This window comes from Noviherbaspirillum sp. FW303-A3 (assembly GCF_058788695.1).
In genome coordinates, this window is sequence record NZ_JBYTAZ010000001.1 from 771,002 (window position 1) to 785,699 (window position 14,698).

Annotated in this window: 18 protein-coding genes; 10 read left to right on the plus strand and 8 right to left on the minus strand. The window is 59.1% G+C overall.

Translation table 11 applies throughout. The features are described from left to right. Window positions 1–8: 8 nt before the first annotated feature. Entirely contained in the window at window positions 9–782 is a 774-nt protein-coding gene (locus AC3WOY_RS03785; protein WP_492421034.1) for a crotonase/enoyl-CoA hydratase family protein, read from the minus strand. A gap of 162 nt (window positions 783–944) precedes the next feature. On the opposite strand from AC3WOY_RS03785, the gene AC3WOY_RS03790 reads away from it, so the two are divergent. Together AC3WOY_RS03790 and AC3WOY_RS03795 are read left to right on the plus strand one after the other, a co-directional pair. Then, window positions 945–1,976 (plus strand): AraC family transcriptional regulator, encoded by a 1,032-nt coding sequence (locus AC3WOY_RS03790; RefSeq protein ID WP_492421035.1) that lies wholly within the window; start codon window positions 945–947, stop codon window positions 1,974–1,976. Window positions 1,977–2,024: 48 nt separating this feature from the next. Then, entirely contained in the window at window positions 2,025–2,807 is a 783-nt protein-coding gene (locus AC3WOY_RS03795) for a pseudouridine synthase (RefSeq protein ID WP_492421036.1), read from the plus strand. A gap of 307 nt (window positions 2,808–3,114) precedes the next feature. Here AC3WOY_RS03795 and AC3WOY_RS03800 read toward each other — a convergent pair whose 3' ends face one another. Next, window positions 3,115–3,354 (minus strand): hypothetical protein, encoded by a 240-nt coding sequence (locus AC3WOY_RS03800; protein WP_492421037.1) that lies wholly within the window; start codon window positions 3,352–3,354, stop codon window positions 3,115–3,117. A 172-nt stretch (window positions 3,355–3,526) separates the two neighbouring features. On the opposite strand from AC3WOY_RS03800, the gene AC3WOY_RS03805 reads away from it, so the two are divergent. Beyond that, window positions 3,527–4,246 carry a Crp/Fnr family transcriptional regulator gene (locus AC3WOY_RS03805; protein WP_492421038.1) on the plus strand — a complete coding sequence of 240 codons (720 nt, stop codon included), beginning with the start codon at window positions 3,527–3,529 and terminating at the stop codon, window positions 4,244–4,246. Between the two features lie 46 nt (window positions 4,247–4,292). Here AC3WOY_RS03805 and AC3WOY_RS03810 read toward each other — a convergent pair whose 3' ends face one another. Continuing rightward, window positions 4,293–5,066: a BON domain-containing protein gene (locus AC3WOY_RS03810; RefSeq protein WP_492421039.1), complete on the minus strand. Its 774-nt coding sequence runs from the start codon at window positions 5,064–5,066 to the stop codon at window positions 4,293–4,295. A 371-nt stretch (window positions 5,067–5,437) separates the two neighbouring features. On the opposite strand from AC3WOY_RS03810, the gene AC3WOY_RS03815 reads away from it, so the two are divergent. Next, entirely contained in the window at window positions 5,438–5,809 is a 372-nt protein-coding gene (locus AC3WOY_RS03815) for a hypothetical protein (RefSeq protein ID WP_492421040.1), read from the plus strand. A gap of 297 nt (window positions 5,810–6,106) precedes the next feature. Here the strand turns inward: AC3WOY_RS03815 and AC3WOY_RS03820 are convergent, their stop codons facing one another. The 3 genes from AC3WOY_RS03820 to AC3WOY_RS03830 form a co-directional block, all read right to left on the minus strand. Beyond that, on the minus strand, window positions 6,107–6,295 hold the full coding sequence (locus AC3WOY_RS03820) for a hypothetical protein (RefSeq protein WP_492421041.1): 189 nt from the start codon (window positions 6,293–6,295) through the stop codon (window positions 6,107–6,109). A gap of 442 nt (window positions 6,296–6,737) precedes the next feature. Then, window positions 6,738–8,930 carry a DEAD/DEAH box helicase gene (locus tag AC3WOY_RS03825; protein ID WP_492421042.1) on the minus strand — a complete coding sequence of 731 codons (2,193 nt, stop codon included), beginning with the start codon at window positions 8,928–8,930 and terminating at the stop codon, window positions 6,738–6,740. 30 nt (window positions 8,931–8,960) lie between these two features. Continuing rightward, entirely contained in the window at window positions 8,961–9,134 is a 174-nt protein-coding gene (locus tag AC3WOY_RS03830; RefSeq protein WP_492421043.1) for a hypothetical protein, read from the minus strand. Between the two features lie 289 nt (window positions 9,135–9,423). Between AC3WOY_RS03830 and rhlE1 the strand changes: the two genes are divergently transcribed. The 3 genes from rhlE1 to AC3WOY_RS03845 all read left to right on the plus strand — a co-directional run bounded on the left by rhlE1 (window position 9,424) and on the right by AC3WOY_RS03845 (window position 11,762). Then, window positions 9,424–10,653, plus strand: a complete 1,230-nt coding sequence (gene rhlE1, locus AC3WOY_RS03835) for an RNA helicase RhlE1 (protein WP_492421044.1) — start codon at window positions 9,424–9,426, stop codon at window positions 10,651–10,653. Further along, entirely contained in the window at window positions 10,650–11,054 is a 405-nt protein-coding gene (gene arfB, locus AC3WOY_RS03840; protein ID WP_492421045.1) for an alternative ribosome rescue aminoacyl-tRNA hydrolase ArfB, read from the plus strand. Before rhlE1 ends, arfB begins: the two co-directional genes overlap by 4 nt. Window positions 11,055–11,255: 201 nt before the next feature. Then, window positions 11,256–11,762 carry a hypothetical protein gene (locus tag AC3WOY_RS03845; RefSeq protein WP_492421046.1) on the plus strand — a complete coding sequence of 169 codons (507 nt, stop codon included), beginning with the start codon at window positions 11,256–11,258 and terminating at the stop codon, window positions 11,760–11,762. Window positions 11,763–11,882: 120 nt separating this feature from the next. On the opposite strand, the gene AC3WOY_RS03850 is transcribed toward AC3WOY_RS03845, so the two are convergent. Then, window positions 11,883–12,632 (minus strand): MBL fold metallo-hydrolase, encoded by a 750-nt coding sequence (locus tag AC3WOY_RS03850; RefSeq protein ID WP_492421047.1) that lies wholly within the window; start codon window positions 12,630–12,632, stop codon window positions 11,883–11,885. A gap of 108 nt (window positions 12,633–12,740) precedes the next feature. Here AC3WOY_RS03850 and AC3WOY_RS03855 point away from each other — a divergent pair, with 108 nt between their 5' ends. The 3 genes from AC3WOY_RS03855 to AC3WOY_RS03865 are packed head-to-tail and all read left to right on the plus strand — an operon-like array spanning window position 12,741 to window position 13,949. After that, window positions 12,741–13,073 (plus strand): metalloregulator ArsR/SmtB family transcription factor, encoded by a 333-nt coding sequence (locus AC3WOY_RS03855; RefSeq protein WP_492421048.1) that lies wholly within the window; start codon window positions 12,741–12,743, stop codon window positions 13,071–13,073. Further along, complete coding sequence (locus AC3WOY_RS03860) at window positions 13,070–13,501, plus strand: YeeE/YedE family protein (RefSeq protein ID WP_492421049.1); 432 nt, start codon at window positions 13,070–13,072, stop codon at window positions 13,499–13,501. The genes AC3WOY_RS03855 and AC3WOY_RS03860 overlap by 4 nt, the downstream gene beginning before the upstream one ends. Window positions 13,502–13,511: 10 nt before the next feature. Continuing rightward, window positions 13,512–13,949: a DUF6691 family protein gene (locus AC3WOY_RS03865; protein ID WP_492421050.1), complete on the plus strand. Its 438-nt coding sequence runs from the start codon at window positions 13,512–13,514 to the stop codon at window positions 13,947–13,949. A gap of 14 nt (window positions 13,950–13,963) precedes the next feature. On the opposite strand, the gene AC3WOY_RS03870 is transcribed toward AC3WOY_RS03865, so the two are convergent. Next, window positions 13,964–14,656 (minus strand): gamma-glutamylcyclotransferase, encoded by a 693-nt coding sequence (locus AC3WOY_RS03870; RefSeq protein ID WP_492421051.1) that lies wholly within the window; start codon window positions 14,654–14,656, stop codon window positions 13,964–13,966. Window positions 14,657–14,698 lie beyond the last annotated feature (42 nt).

Genomic DNA, 14,698 nt, shown 5'->3' on the forward strand with positions numbered 1-14,698 from the left:
AGCGATCCCTACGCGACTTTTGCCGCGCGCTTTTCCACAAACGCGCTGAGCCGGGTCTGCACTTCCGGACTGGTCTGGACAAGGGCGGCCAGGAGCGACTCGGCAAAAAGCCCGTCGGTTGCCGACATGTCCCATATCTTGTTGATGCCAGCAACGATGGAGTAGTTAGAGAGCGGGGCATTGCCGGCGATCCTGCGTGCAAGCGACATGGCCTGGTCGAACGCGCCCCCTTCTTCCGTCAGGTAATTCAGCAGACCGTTTTGCATGCCCTCTTCGCCATCCATCACGCGCCCGGTCAGCATCATCTCGATCATCCGGTTCGGGGTGACGAGCCGCGACGTCCGTACCGTGGCGCCGCCACCGGTGAAGATCCCCCATTGTCCTTCCGGAAGCGCGAAATACGTGGTCTTGTCGCCGACGCGGACATGCGCCGCGCTCGCCAGTTCCAGCCCGCCGCCGACGACCGCCCCCTGCAGCGCGGCAACGACCGGAATGCCGCCGTGCTGGATCCGGTCGAACGCGCGATGCCAGCCTTGGCATACCCGCATGAATTCGGCAGGGCTGCGCTCCTTGACATGGTGCTCTTTCAGGTCCAGCCCGGCACAGAAATGCGGCCCCTTGGCAGCGAGAAGAATGACACGCGCTTCCGCGGGCGGTGAGGAAAAGTAGCGTTCGATCTCGGCCACCGCGAGTTCGTCCAGTGCATTGCGGCGTTCCGGACGGTTCAAAAACACGACTGCAACAGGTCCATCCATCCGCGTTTCCAATGTTTGATAGGTCATTGCTCGCTCCATGCCGTTGTCTGTCAATTTGCCAAAATGCGTCAACACCTTTTCCCTGATGAATGAAAAGATATGCGCTGCCAGAGGAAGTGTAGATTGCACCTTCGGCCAAAGTTGGCCGATTGCGCCAAGAGATATGCAAAATGCGCCATAATTTGCGGCATGCCCAAAGCCGCTCCGCAAGCTTCCATTACCGTCTCCAGCCATTTCATTCATGAAATGCTGGCCTTCATGAAAAGCCGGCACGGCATGAGTGCTGTCGACGCGGCGCTTGCGGATGCCGGCATTCCGGCCTCCTTGCTTGTCCAGCCCGATGCCCGGATCACGCGTCCCCAGTTCGTTGCCTTGTACAAGAGCGTCGCCGCGGCGCTGGATGACGAAATGCTCGGACTCTGGTCGCGGCCCATCCGAGGCGGAACGCTGAAATACCTGATGCTCAGCCTGCTGGACGCGCCGACGATCCTGATCGCACTCAACCGTTTCGTCAGGTTCTGGAACCTGCTGCTCGACGACTACCGGCTCCACATGTCTCGCAGGAACGAATGGGTCAGGATTGCGCTGGTGAAGAGGAAGCCGGACGTCGCGGTCAGGCAGCTCGGCCATGAGCTCATGATGAAACTTGTCCACGGTATTGCCTCGTGGCTGCTCGGACGCGAGATCGCCATCCTCCGTGTCGAACTTGCCTTTCCGCGGCCCCGGCATGCGGACGATTATGTTTTTCTCTATCCGGCGGAGGTCAGTTTCGACGCGAGCGAAAGCTGCATCTATCTTTCCGACCGCGACTGTGCGTCTTCCTTCGAGCGCCAGCGGCACCAGCTATGGTCGTTCCTGAAGAGAGCGCCGGAAGACTGGACCTTCAGTTCCTTCAATCGCGGCTCCATGAGCGCGAGGGCGCGCGAGTATCTCGAACAGCACCTGGACCAGGCGCCGACGATCAGGGAGCTCGGTGAGAGCCTGCATCTCTCGGTGCGGACACTCAACAGGAAATTCGAGGAAGAAGGGACGCATTTCCAGCTGGTCAAGGATGCGCTACGACGCGACATCGCCATCCATCGGCTGACGCATTCAGACATTCCGGTGACCAGCTTGGCCCTCGACCTTGGGTTCTCCAACCCCGCAGCCTTTTGCCGTGCGTTCAAGGATTGGACCGGAAGCACGCCGACGGCTTACCGAAAGGGAGCCCGTCCGGGATAGGCCTGGAATTGCCATGCATAATGGCAGGCCACAAGGAAAGAATATCCGATGTCAAACGGCCCTCAGCCCGATCCCCTTTCGCTGCCGGCGAAGAATCCGCTCACGCTGATCTATCGCGACGAGTGCCTGCTCGTCGTGCACAAACCGGCAGGATTGTTGGTGCACCGCAGCCCGATCGACCCGCATGAAACCGAGTTCGCGCTGCAATACGCGCGGGCGATGAACGGCGGCGGGCATGTGTACGCGGTACACCGGCTTGATCGCCCCACCTCCGGCTTGCTGGTCTTTGCGCGCGATCCGCACACCGCGAGTGCATTGGGCAAGACGATGATGGCTGGAGAAGTGAGTAAAACCTATCTCGCGATGGTGCGCGGGTGGACGCCGGAACAGGGCATCATCGATCATCCGCTGCGTGACGAGCCGGAGGATAAACGCCGCAAGGACGAGCCTCAAGCTGTGCGTGATGCACGCACGCGGTACCGCCGCCTCGCAACAACGGAAATCCCGGTGGAGATCGAAGGCCATCCGACCAGCCGCTACAGCCTGGTCGAGCTGTATCCCGAGACGGGACGCAAGCACCAGTTGCGACGGCACATGAAGCATATCAACCACCCGATCATCGGCGATGCCAATCACGGGAGAGGCCGTCACAATCGCTATTTTGCGGAACGCTTCGGGCAGGGGCGGTTGATGCTTGCAGCCATCGGCATCGCGTTCCCGCATCCGGCCACTGGTGAGCTGTTGCAGCTGAACGCGGAGCCGGAAGCGAGTTTTCTGCAGGTGCTGTCTGTGTTTGGGAATGGCTTTTCGGGTAGCAGAACGTTCAGATGATTGCGGGGTGCATGTAACGGTCCGTTGTCATCACCCAGTCAGATTAGTCCCGCAGCCATTCCACTACTTCGTCTTCACCTTTACCAATTCCAACATCGTGCGCAGGTGGTGATTCTGACGACATCAGTACCATTTCGACACCGCAATCACTTGGTCACCACTATCAACACCGCTACGCTTATTGCAGCCGAGCGTTGATCGAAAAAACGTTGATTAAAGCGAACCGCCGCTCAGCGTTGACCGTCCTCTTTCGCCGACTGATCGTCAATAAACGGAGGGTGACCTTGTCCCGATATCGAATGCTAATTTACATCCGCCTCTTCGCCCAGGCGTGCTTAAAGAAGTCAATGGTTACTCGAAGTTGCTCCTGCTTTGGGGCGAGAAATGCGGTAGCCGAACAGTTGAGCGCGACTGGATCACTGGCAGGAAAAGTGAAGCCCAATGCTTCGTCCAGGGCGGTATCACGACGCTCCTGCTCGCGCATGCTTTCCTTGCGTTGCTGCAAGCTTGCTTCCTCGCGGGGATCCGCTAAATAGTATTTGTTCATGATGACATTCCTTCGTAAAATCATTGAGCCTCCCGCATGATCGACAGATGCTGGCGGGATGCATCAATGATGACCAACACACTAATCATTGATCAAACCAGTGGTCTTGTCTGTGTCCAGACGCACATAATGACCCAACCCTGCACCAGCTTGTGACGCTACAGAAAGTAGAATGCCTGTCTTGCATACTCCACAGCAGAATCATCTTTTGGCGGCCCTGCCTCCGGAGGAGTTCGGTCGCCTGGAGCCGCATCTGGAACTGGTCTCAATGCCCCTTGGAGAAGTTCTTTACGAGTCGGGCAGCCACATGAAGCACGTCTACTTTCCGACAACCAGCATCGTGTCCTTGCTCTACGTTATGGAGGATGGCGCTTCCGCGGAAATTGCCGTGGTCGGAAATGAAGGGATACTGGGCATTGCGCTGTTCATGGGAGGGGGAACAACACCAAGTCGCGCCGTCGTGCAAAGTGCCGGACACGGTTTCCGGCTGCAGGGCGCGTTGCTCAGGAACGAATTCAACCGAGCCGGTCCGATGCTGCACTTGTTGCTTCGCTATACGCAGGCCCTGATTACGCAGATGGCACAGACCGCCGTGTGCAATCGTCACCATAGTGTCGATCAACAGCTCTGCCGCTGGCTGCTAATGAGCCTTGACCGACTATCGACGAACGAGTTGTTCATGACGCAGGAGCTGATTGCCAACATGCTCGGTGTACGCCGTGAGGGCGTAACCGAGGCGGCAGGAAAACTGCAAAGCGCCGGATTGATTCACTATCGTCGCGGACACATCACCGTGGTTGATCGGGCCGGACTGGAAGCGCGAGCCTGTGAATGCTATCAAGTCGTAAAAAAAGAATTTGAGCGGTTATTGCCCAATCTTATGGCGGTATGAGCAGCTTCCGTCATCAAGGAAGTGCCCTCTCTGGCGTTCCGGATAATCAGGTGAACCGAATGCCGTAAATTGCACGTTTCGTGCTTGATGATGACCAGGCTGCGGAAAGCCTGTCCCGATGTTGATTCCATGAGAGCACCGTGCTGGCCCAGGTAACGCGATCGTTATCGGGAGAGAACTCATAGCTGCCCGATTTCAATTCGTATGGCTTCCTTATGGATGAGACGCCATTCGCCGCAGTATCGCCCGCTGCAATGGATGACCGTACTCTAATCTGGCTGTTGACTCCGAGCACGCTCAGCAAGCTGCTAACCTCTGTTTCTGCAATGCGGCGCTCATAGCCTTCGGCAACCTCCCCTGACAATGTCACCCAGCCTTTTGACACCTGCACCGCGATGGTGTAATCGGCCTTCGGCGTCAAATGACTCAGCACGCGTTCGCAGTCATGCGCAATATCGTCGTCGGCAGGAGTGATATCAGGAGCGAAAACCGTCATCCGCGTCAATATCTTTCGCACCCCGGCAATGCGTTTTGCTGCGGCTTCGATCAACCACCGCTCCCCCTCTCCATCAACGAGACCGGATAATGTCACCACGCCGTCAATGACCTGAACGTCAATCGCTGCGGCGCGAACCGAAGACTCCATTTCCAACTCGTCCCTCACGTCCTGCTCAATCTGCATATCCGTTCGAGTGACGATTGCAGGCTTTGCGCCCGGATCAACAACGACAGGAGAGTCGTCCGGCGATTTGGCCGATTTCTTAAAGGCTGCGAAATACGGGTTGCTTTGGGGCCAAAAGGCCGTTTGATAGTGGTACATACATCTCTTTCCGTTGTGGACTTCAGTGAGACTGTTGGCGCAACAAAGATCAATAGCAACTGGAGCGCCCCGAGCAGGGTGCGCAGCGCCATTAAAGCAGCATGGTCCGGTAGCAGGTCCGCGTCTGTGTGTCAGCGAACATAGCGGCGTGGCAGACGGGAACGTTCGCTAGCGACGAGACATTGCGACGGGCCATTTTGCCTTCCCGCCGCGTTCATTTTGCGGCTATGTTCGCTTCCGCACCGATAACAGGTCCGTTGTGACAGATCATTGAAAGGAGCGATATATCCTTCGTCACATGGCTGGATTCTAGGGCTCGGCTTTCGCCGGGATGAGTCAATCATCCGACATTCCAATGCGGAGGATTCATCATGTCCATTCCTACACTCGAATACAAAGGGAACGAGTTGCGCGCTTCAATGGGTGTCGGATTTGACGGACACTTTTATCGGTACAGGACGTTTCGCTACGAACGATGCAGCGATGCGGTCAATTACGCAAAGTTGGATCGAGTAAAGCCGCAATATCAGGCGAAGGTGATCAATGGCTCTGCCTGGGAAAAGACGGTCGAACCGACGGACCAGGAGCAGTGCGAGATGGCGGCGTTAGGGATTGGTTTCGATGGAAGATACTTTCGCTATGAAAGCTATCGGTATGAACGCTGTGCTGACGCAGTGAACTATGCAAAGTTGCGAAACCGTGACAATGGTTCGACTCATTCATTTCAGTCGAACCTGTCTTGAATTTTCCGCAGGATCGTCAAGACCCGCAGTCACGTCCCCAGCGATGACGCAGCCATCAAGTCGGTCTGCCCTGCGCAACATTATGGCGGAGTGGCGTCGTATGGCGCACGACTGGAAACAGAAGATGAATCGGTTTGACATCTTGTACGCAGATCTTGTACGCAGATCGCCGCAGATCGCGTCACCATCTGATGGCAAAATAAAACCGACTTTATCACCGCGCCGCACGCTCTTGCTCTAAGTACGGAGCAAGAGCGGTGCCGCGGTCATCGCGTTGATTGCCTAACTCGCACGCATCTACACTGTGTTCTGATCCGTTTGCCGCTTTACTACATCGGGCGCAATCGCGTTTCCGTAAATCCATCCGAAGCTGGCGATCATAATTCCGACTTTCGTTGCGAAAAGCATTTTTTCGCGAATATTCATGAATTTCCATGCCTTGCCCGTCGTCGCGGACCTAGTATCTGGTTTGAGTAGAGTGTCCATGGTGAACTTCCTTTCGATTGGTGTCGTTGTGACACCTCGCGCGAACCGGTCTCGGTTTCACGCCTCTATAGCATCTCCCCATGTGCCTGTTCTGTCTGTGCGCAAGCATACATTGAAGGCTGCGGGACCCACTTTCCATCGTTGATCATGCAGTTTCTGCCAGGTCGGATTGTCGAATCATGCGCGGGATCGGTAAAGGAGGAAGACGACCGGATCTGCATAACAATCCATTCAACCGGCGATGATAAGCACCGGACTGACTGCGGGAGACGTTGAACACGCTGCCGCCAAACACTGAAATACGCACGGGGAATTCGAAACGTCGCTACCAGGTTCCTCCCCCTTGCAGGGGGAGGAAACGGTTCAGCATGCCAGCGCCAGCCTATCAAACTCATCTGGATGCTCTGCTGGAAACCTTCGTGAAGCGGTTGGAGAGCTATCGCTACTTCTTCCCGCCCGGTCCTTTCCGGTGCGGCTTCGGCTTGGCCGCCCCGAAGCCGGCGTCTCCCTTGAACGGTTTTCTGTCCGCGCGTTGCTTCTCCTCCACCCGCCTGTCGCCGCCCCTTTTCGGTGCCGACAGGGGCACGCCCTTTCCAGCAAAACCACCGGCGCCATGATCGCCATCTCCGGCGACACTGATGCGCAAGGGCTGGCCGGAAACGACCGTCGATTTCAATTGTTCGAATACGTCTTTCGGCATGCCGTCAGGCAGGTCCACGGTGCTGTAGTCGTCGTGAATGTCGATGCGGCCGATGTACTTGGCATCGAGCGCGGCTTCATTTGCAATCGCACCGACGATATTGGCGGGCTTGACGCCGTGCACGCGTCCGACTTCGATCCTGTACATCCGCATGCCGAGATCGGGCTTGCGCTGGCCCTTGTCCTTCCTGGCTGCAGCGGGACGCTCGTTCAGGCCGGCATGGCCGCCATGCACCGCATCGCTCTCGCCTTCGCGTCGAATGCGCAGCTGCTGCCCCGCGACCCATACCTTCTTCAAGTGGCCCAGGATGTCGTCCGGCATGGTGTCGGGCAGGTCGATCATGCTGTAGTCGTCGTGGATATCGATCCGGCCGATGTACTTCGCTTCCAGTCCGGCCTCATTGGCAATCGCGCCCACGATGTTGCCTGGTTTGACGCCGTGGACATGCCCCACTTCGATGCGGAAGGTCTGCATGCCTGACTCCGGCGCGCGGTCGATGCGCTCCTTGCGCTCGTGGCGTTCAAACCGCTCCTGCGGTTCGAACGTACGGTTGCTGCGCTCCGGACGAAGCGGTCTTGCGTCGGGCCGGACATCCTCCTGCGGCTCCCTGTGTTTTTTCTCCAGCAGGAGCGGCACGTCGCCACGCGCCAGCTTCGCGAGTGCGGCGGCGATTTCAATCGCGGGGATGTTTTTCTCTCTTTCGTAGTCTTCAATCAGCGACTGGAAGGATTCCAGCCCTCCGGCCGCCAGCGTGTCGGTGATCTGGTCCTTGAACCTGGCGATGCGCACATCGTTGACCTCCTGGATGCTGGGCAGCGTCAAGGTCGACACCGGCTGGCGCGTGGCGCGCTCGATAGCCTTGAGCAGGTTCCTTTCGCGCGGGGTGATGAACAGGATCGCTTCGCCGCTCCGCCCTGCCCGCCCGGTCCGGCCGATGCGGTGCGTATAGCTCTCCGGATCATAGGGCACATCGTAGTTGATCACGTGGCTGATCCGTTCCACGTCAAGGCCGCGCGCGGCGACATCGGTCGCGACGAGGATGTCGATCTTGCCGTCCTTGAGCATCTGGACAGTGCGCTCGCGCTGCTGCTGCGCCATGTCGCCGTTGATCGCTGCGGCGGAAAATCCGCGCGCCTCCAGTTTGCCGGCCAGTTCTTCGGTGCCCAGCTTGGTGCGCGTGAAAATGATCATGCCGTCGAAGGGTTCCGCTTCCAGGATGCGGGTGAGCGCATCGAGCTTGTGCATGCCGCTGACGACCCAGTACCGCTGGCGGATGTTCTCCGCCGTGCCGGTCTTTGCGGCAATGGTGACCTCGGCAGGATCGCGCAGGTAGGTCTGGGCGATGCGCCGGATGACGGAAGGCATGGTGGCGGAGAACAGCGCAGTCTGGCGTTCTTCCGGCGTCTTCTGCAGGATGGCCTCGACATCGTCGATGAAACCCATGCGCAGCATTTCGTCCGCTTCGTCCAGCACCAGTGACTTGAGTTGCGACAGGTCGAGCGAGCCCTTTTCCAGATGGTCGATCACGCGACCGGGCGTGCCCACGACCACATGCACGCCCCTTCGCAGCGCGCTCAGTTGCGGGCCGTAGCTCTGCCCGCCATAGATCGGCAGCACGTGGAATCCGGGGATGTGCGTGGCGTAGCGCTGGAAGGCTTCGGCAACCTGGATCGCCAGCTCGCGCGTCGGCGCCAGCACCAGTGCTTGCGGCGCCCCTGGCCGTATGTCGATTCCCGCAAGGATGGGCAGCGCGAAGGCGGCCGTCTTGCCGGTCCCCGTCTGCGCCTGGCCGAGCACGTCGCGCCCCTGCAGCAGGAGCGGAATCGTCGCCGCCTGGATGGGCGACGGCGCTTCATAGCCGAGCTCCGTGAGGACGCGCAGCAAGGCCGCGCCCAGCTTCAGGTCGGAAAAAGAGGGAAAGGAAGTTTCGGGCATGGTATCTCTCACTATTGATTTCGCTTCGCGCTACGCGACACGAATTGCTGCATCAGGCGGATCAGGCCGCCATTTCGACGGACGGCGCGAACAGCCTGTCGTACGCCGCCAGCAACGTCGGTGCATTGCACTGCCCTGCATGCCGGCGCCATACAGCAGCGCCAGCGAGCGGCGGTAGTCCGCCACATCGTCGACATTCAGCATGCTTTCTATGCAACGGTACACCAGTCGGCGGGACGGTGCCAGATCGTTGAAATGATGGATCCGGGCGACTGCAGTGTTTGATGAGCGGACGCCAGGGAGGAGCGGATCGCGTCACTCGGGATGGTTAAATCGTGCGCCATGTGAAGGCGCAGGCGAAGCATACAGGCTTATTGCGCAAGAGCACGGAAAGTTATCGAAATGTCATGCTTTTCTCTTGGCGCTGGATAGATCCATCCGTCCGCTCTGCAAGACGTTACACTTTGCACTTATTTCAAGCTTTGGTATTCCCATGACGTTTTCTTCCCTCGGTCTGGCCGCTCCCCTGCTGCGCGCGCTGGACGAACTCGATTACAAGACACCCACGCCCGTGCAGGCGCAAGCCATACCCGCAATCCTCGCCGGGCGGGACCTGATGGCGGCGGCGCAGACAGGCACCGGAAAGACCGCCGGTTTTGCACTGCCCCTGCTGCAGCGGCTGGTTACCGAAGGTCCGCAGGTGGCGAGCAATGCGGTGCGCGCCGTCGTGCTCGTTCCCACCCGCGAGCTGGCCGTGCAAGTGCACGAGAGCATCATGGCGTACGGTCGCCACTTGCCGTTGCGGACGCATGTGGCCTACGGTGGCGTCAGCATCAATCCGCAGATGATGAAGCTGCGCAAGGGCCTCGACATCCTGGTCGCCACGCCGGGCCGCCTGCTGGACCTGCACAGCAAGAATGCGGTGAAGTTCACGCAGCTTCAGGCACTGGTGCTGGACGAAGCCGACCGCATGCTCGACCTCGGGTTCTCGCGCGAACTCGACGCGCTGCTCGCGCTGTTCCCCAAGCGCCGGCAGACCCTGTTGTTCTCTGCCACGTTCTCCGACCCGATTCGCGCACTCGCGGCCAACCTGCTTTCCGACCCCTTGAGCATCGATGCCAGCCCGCGCAATACCACTGCGGCAAGCATCGAGCAGTGGCTGGTCACCGTCGACAAGAAGCGCAAGACCGATCTGTTCATCCATCTGCTGAAGAAGCACGGGTGGCGGCAGGTACTGGTCTTCGTCAAGACCCGCAACGGTGTGGATCAACTGGTTGAAACTTTGATGGCGCGCGGCTATCAGGCCGACTCCATCCACGGCGACAAGCCGCAGCCGGCACGCCTGCGTGCGCTGGACCGTTTCAAGGCGGGTGAAGTGGACATCCTCGTGGCGACCGATGTGGCGGCTCGCGGTCTCGACATCGACGACCTGCCGCATGTCGTCAACTTCGACCTGCCAATCGTCGCCGAGGACTACATCCATCGCACAGGCCGCACCGGCCGCGCCGGGGCAACGGGTGAAGCGGTATCGCTGGTGTGCGCGGACGAAGTGCAATTGCTGTCGGCCATCGAGGGATTGCTGCAGAAGACCTTGTCCCGCGTTGAAGAACCCGGGTTCGAACCCGAGCATCGCGTTCCCATGACGGACGCGCGCGGGCAGGTGCTGAAGAAACCCAAGAAACCGAAGAAGTCGAAGCTTGCGAAGGCGGCAACTGCGACATGAACCGCGTTCCGGTCATTCCTGCGCACGAGGTCGAGTTCACGGCGATTCGCGCGCAAGGCGCGGGCGGGCAGAACGTCAACAAGGTGTCGAGCGCCGTCCACTTGCGCTTCGACATCCGCGCATCGTCGCTGCCGGAGCATATCAAGGAGCGGCTGCTCGGAGTGAGCGATCAGCGCGTGACGCAGGACGGCGTCGTCGTCATCAAGGTGCAGACGCACCGCAGCCAGGAAAAGAACAAGGAAGAGGCGATGCAGCGTTTGCAGGACATGGTGGCCGGTGTCTCTGTGGTCCCGCGCGCGCGACGTGCGACAAAGCCAACCCGCAGTTCACAGCGCAAGCGCCTTGAGAAGAAGAGCATGCGTGGACAAATCAAGGCGCTGCGGGGAAAAATCCCGGATTGAACGCTGCATGCCGGCGGGCGCCGTTGCCGAATCGGACCGGCCTGCGCCCTGCATCCCGGATCTGCCAGCCAGAACATAAACGCAACGAAGCGTTTGATCTCCCACAAACCTCCTTAAGCTTCGCCTGTTTCCCCTATGGGCGTTTAGATAATGAGAGTGACACTGCTGCATGGCAGTGTCTCATTTCAAGGAGTCTTGATCATGGTACCGAGAGCAACAAAACGACTCGTTGCGATTGCGCTGCTTTCCGCATTTGCAACTTCAGTGAGCGCGCATCCACCTGGCCGATTCACAGGCGGAGGTTTCCTGACTTGCGATTACGGCGGCGCCACCTACAAAGTAACCTTCGGATATACATTGCATTGCAAGACAGATGGAGCAACGTCACCACCAGAGCCGAACAACCTGCAGATCAATTTTTCACATGGAGACCATTTCCACCTGACCGACCTGACTGCCGCGCAATGCTTCCCGCCGCCAACCACTACACCGACAGCAAGCATCAGCAGCATCACGGGTAGCGGCGACGGGCGCTTTAATGCCCAGCCGGCGACGGTGAGTTTCACTATCACAGATGTCGCGGAGCCTGGGCGTCCGGACACTGTCAGCCTGATCATTGCTTCGGGTGGAGGAACGGTTCTTACCTGCTCCGGCACGCTCGGCGGCGGCAATAACCAGGCGCACAACGCGACCGGCAGCAAACAATAATCAAGGCGGCTTTATCCAGGAAGGGCCGGCTTTGCACCAGGCATTTCGGGTGCGTCAGGGACTGGCCGGCTGCTTCCGTTGAAAGCCCATCCCGGCTTGCTGCGCTGGGGACAAAGAGATTCAGCCTTGCGGGCTTTCGGTCATTTGGCGGCAGTAGTTTTCAAGGTTTTCCGGCAAGTGGGGCGGACAGACTCCGCACTGCCGGTTGCCGGGCACGGCGTAGTCAATGAATTTTGGATACGCCAGGTCCAGGTTGGCCATGATTTCCCGAAACTCTTCCAGCGTCCGGTCACCGCCCAGGCGTGGATTCCGCTTCTTTTCCTGACCGATGGACGACACGCGCCGGTCCTTGTAGTCGTGCCCGGGATAGACCAGCACATCGTCAGGTAAAGCGAACAGCTTTTCCCGCACGCTCTTGTACAAGGCATCGGTATCGCCATTCTGGAAATCGGTGCGGCCACATCCTTCGATCAGCAGCGCATCCCCGGTAAAGACCCGGTCATTCAACAGGTAGGAGAAATGGCCGTCGGTATGCCCGGGCGTATGCAACGGCTGCAGCACAATGCTTCCCATCTGAAAAGGCTTGCCCTCCTCGATCCCGATATCCGTGCAGGGAAGCCTGTCATGCGCCGGCGTTGCAATCTTGCTGCCGGCGGCCTGCTTGAGTTCGCGCGCGGCGGTGATGTGGTCGGCATGGATGTGGGTATCGATCGTATAGGCCAGCGTCAGGCCGAGGCGCGCGATCTCGGCCCGGTCACGGTCCATGGAATTGACTACCGGATCGATCAGCACGGCCTGGCCGGTCTGCTCACAGCCCAGCAAGTAGGTATAGGTACTGGATAGCGGCTCGAAAAGCTGACGAAAAATCATGACGTCCTCCTCCAACGCTAACTGCACAATGTACGGGTCAAATAATATTGATTCACATATTATGTTTTAATATAATATAGATGTAAAGGCGTTTTTCAGGAAAGCGAGATGGAAGCTGCACAGCAAATTGATCTGGACGTATTGAAAGCCGCAGCGGGCCGGGCCTGCGGCTTGTTGAGGGCGCTGGCCAACCCGGACCGCCTGCTATTGCTGTGCCAGATGACCCAGGGCGAGTTTTCGGTCGGCGAACTGGAAAGCCTCACCGGCATCAGGCAACCGACGCTGTCACAGCAACTGACAGTGCTGCGCGAAGAGAAGATGGTGAATACGCGGCGCGACGGAAAGCAGATTTTCTACAGTATCGCCAGCCAGGAAGCACTGGCGGTTCTGCAAGTGCTGTATGGGCTCTACTGCCCCAAGGAAGGGAGATACATCAAATGACGATCGACTGGCTCCACTTTACCCCGTGGCTTTCCCTGGCCGGCGGTCTGCTCATCGGCCTTGCCAGTGTCATGCTCCTGCTCTTTAACGGAAGGATCGCCGGCATTAGCGGCATTGTCGGCGGATTGATGGAACCGCTCAAGGGCGATATTGCCTGGCGGACGCTGTTCCTGGTTGGCCTGATTGCGTCGCCGATCGTCTACGGACTGTTCGCATCCCTGCCGCCAGTGCAGGTGGATGCCAGCGCGCCGGTCATTGCGATCGCCGGGTTGCTGGTCGGACTGGGTACCCGCTACGGTTCCGGCTGCACCAGTGGCCATGGTGTCTGCGGCCTGTCGCGACGATCGCCACGATCGCTCGCGGCCACTACCGCATTCATGATTGCCGGGTTTCTCACCGTGTACCTTATTCGCCATGTCGCTGCGTGAAGGAGACGCAATGAGACTATTGATTGCACTGTTGTCCGGTTTGCTGTTTGGTATCGGACTGCTCGTTTCCGGCATGGCCAACCCAGCGAAGGTGCTTGGCTTCCTCGACCTGGCCGGGAACTGGGATCCGTCCCTGGCATTTGTCATGGGTGGCGCATTGCTCATCGGCGTCATTGCCTTCCCTTTCATTGTGGCGCGTCCCAAGGCTGTTCTCGGTGAGGCGATGCGGCTTCCGACTGCACGCCATATCGACCGGCGGCTGGTGATGGGAAGTCTTGCATTCGGCATGGGCTGGGGACTTGTCGGATTCTGCCCGGGGCCTGCCTTGACGGCGTTGTTCCACGGCGGAGGCGCTGCCTGGCTGTTTGTCGCATCCATGCTGGCCGGCATGGCATTGTTCTCAGCCATCGAGCGAAGCCGGCGACGGCTGAAAATTCCTGCCGGATGATGCAGATGCGGCACTTACTCCTGGCGGGACAAGCGATTGTCGAGCACAATGCGTTCCGCCACCAGTTGCTGCAGCTTCCACAAATACCGGTCGTGAATCCCGCGCTCTTCGAGTTTTTGCACCGTATTGAAAAGATACTCGGCCCCCGATCCCCAATGGCCGCATGCTTTTGACAGGGTACCTGCGACTTCTTCGGGGGAAAGCCTGCCGACGTATGCACGCGACTGCCGGTTCATCACGAACGCGATCGCGCGGCACGGCACGCCATTGCTGACGACAGTAATCCAGCGGGCCTGGGTGTTCTGCGGTTTGACCGTGATTTCGCGCCTGCAGAGTTTATGCAACTGCTGATGCAGCGTAGTGCCAGGCAGCCGGTACAGCATGCCCTTGCACTGCCCTCCCCTGTCGAGCGACATCATCAGGCCCGGGCAATCCTCCGTGCCACGATAGCGCCGGATGCGGTAACAGAAGGAACGATGCCATCCGGGTGCGATGCCCGCCTGCTCCTCCGTGTGTTCACATTCCGGCTTCCATATCAGCGAGCCGAACGCGAACAGCCACGCGTCTTCTCCGGAAGGGTGCGTGCTCAGTAGTCCGTCGACCATCCGGTCGTAATCGCCGTCCGTCTGGTAGTCCACGCCCAGCAGCGGGCCGGGATCATCAACGGGCCGGTGAACCAGGGAGACCAGTTCGGAGGTCAATGTCATGCGTCGCATCGGCAATCAGCCTTCCGCTTGAAAGTGCACGGT